The 535-nt window shown below is 66.0% G+C and carries 1 protein-coding gene; it reads right to left on the bottom strand.

Annotated features, from left to right (window positions below; genetic code table 11):
• The coding region (locus A9X04_RS32225) for an HAD-IC family P-type ATPase (protein WP_156764253.1) at positions 1-535 on the bottom strand (535 nt) is incomplete at both ends.

The following is a 535-nucleotide window of genomic DNA, read 5'->3' on the forward strand; positions in this document are numbered from 1 at the left end:
GACGCCGCCGCGGCGCTGAACGTGTTCCCGAAATTGCTTGATGTGCCCATGAATACGTACTTGATCGTGTTGGCGAAAATCCTTCTGCCCGTTGCTACCCCGGTGGCCAGCACGCCCAGATCCTTTTCCAGCAGCACCACGTCGGCAGCGTCCTTCGCCACATCGGTTGCGCTGTCGACGGAGATCCCCACGTCGGCGGCGTGCAACGCCAGCGCGTCGTTGACCCCGTCGCCCAGGAAGCCGACGGCTCGCCCCTCGCGCCGCAGCGCGGTGATCAGCCGCGCCTTCTGCTCGGGGGAGATGCGCGCGAAGATGGTGTGGTGTTGCGCGGCGTACGCGAACGCGGCGTCGTCCAGGGGTTCGAGCTGCGCGCCGGTGATCGTGCCCTTCGAGGCCAAACCCAGTTCTTCACAGACCTTTTCGGCCACTCGCGGGTTGTCCCCGGTGGCGATCTTCAGCTCGATGCCCAGCTCGGCCAGCTCCAACAGCGATTGGCGTGCGGCGGATTTGGGCTCGTCGGCGAAGACCAGGAACC

It is taken from the genome of Mycobacterium sp. E3247, assembly GCF_001667785.1.
Classification (GTDB): Bacteria; Actinomycetota; Actinomycetes; order Mycobacteriales; family Mycobacteriaceae; genus Mycobacterium.